We start from the raw sequence: 1,195 nt of genomic DNA, 5'->3' as shown, positions 1-1,195 counted from the left end.
GCACCGGCTGGTGCACTACACGCGGACACAATATGCAGAGCCGCTGGTCGAAAGTCGCTATCTTTACGACCCGCTGGGCCGCAGGGTGGCAAAACGGGTATGGCGGCGTGAACGGGACCTGACGGGCTGGATGTCGCTGTCACGGAAACCGGAAGTGACCTGGTACGGCTGGGACGGCGACCGGCTGACCACAATACAGAACGACAGAACCCGCATCCAGACGGTTTATCAGCCGGGAAGCTTCACGCCACTCATCAGAGTTGAAACCGCCACCGGTGAGCTGGCGAAAACGCAGCGCCGCAGCCTGGCGGATGCCCTTCAGCAGTCCGGCGGCGAAGACGGTGGCAGTGTGGTGTTCCCGCCGGTGCTGGTGCAGATGCTCGACCGGCTGGAAAGTGAAATCCTGGCTGACCGGGTGAGTGAGGAAAGCCGCCGCTGGCTGGCATCGTGCGGCCTGACCGTGGCGCAGATGAAAAACCAGATGGACCCGGTGTACACGCCGGCGCGAAAAATTCACCTGTACCACTGCGACCATCGCGGCCTGCCGCTGGTGCTTATCAGCACGGAAGGGGCAACAGAATGGTGCGCAGAATACGATGAGTGGGGCAACCTGCTGAATGAAGAGAACCCGCATCATCTGCAGCAGCTCATTCGCCTGCCGGGGCAGCAGTATGATGAGGAGTCCGGCCTGTATTACAACCGCCACCGCTATTATGACCCGCTGCAGGGGCGATATATCACTCAGGATCCGATTGGGCTGAAGGGGGGATGGAATTTTTATCAGTATCCGCTGAGCCCGGTGAATAGCATGGATCCATTAGGATTATATGAATTTAAATCAAAAAATATAGATGATATTGGAATATTTGCATTGGCAATGTGGGTAATGCTGCCAACTTACTGATTTAGTGTATGATGGTGATTTTAAGGTGCTTGCGTGGCTTCCATTTCCATCAGATGTCCTTCCTGCTCCGCTACTGAAGGCGTGGTGCGTAACGGCAAAAGCACTGCCGGACATCAGCGCTATCTCTGCTCTCATTGCCGTAAAACATGGCAACTACAGTTCACTTACACCGCCTCTCAGCCCGGTACGCACCAGAAAATCATTGATATGGCCATGAATGGCGTCGGATGTCGCGCCAGTGCACGCATTATGGGCGTTGGCCTCAACACGGTTTTACGTCACTTAAAAAAC

Annotated in this window: 1 protein-coding gene and 1 pseudogene; both read left to right on the top strand. The window is 55.6% G+C overall.

Annotated features, from left to right (window positions below):
- A pseudogene (locus BHE85_RS16025) lies at positions 1–880 on the top strand (RHS repeat-associated core domain-containing protein); the annotation flags it as partial.
- A 57-nt stretch (positions 881–937) separates the two neighbouring features.
- Positions 938–1,195: IS1-like element transposase (locus BHE85_RS16020; RefSeq protein WP_064727284.1), on the top strand; the 258-nt coding region annotated here is incomplete at its 3' end.

Origin of the sequence: Shigella sp. FC1567 (genome assembly GCF_001743015.1) — a bacterium.
Taxonomy (GTDB): Bacteria; Pseudomonadota; Gammaproteobacteria; order Enterobacterales; family Enterobacteriaceae; genus Escherichia; species Escherichia coli.
The sequence above is the reverse complement of the archived record's forward strand: the minus strand, read 5'-3'. Positions and strand labels throughout refer to the sequence as shown.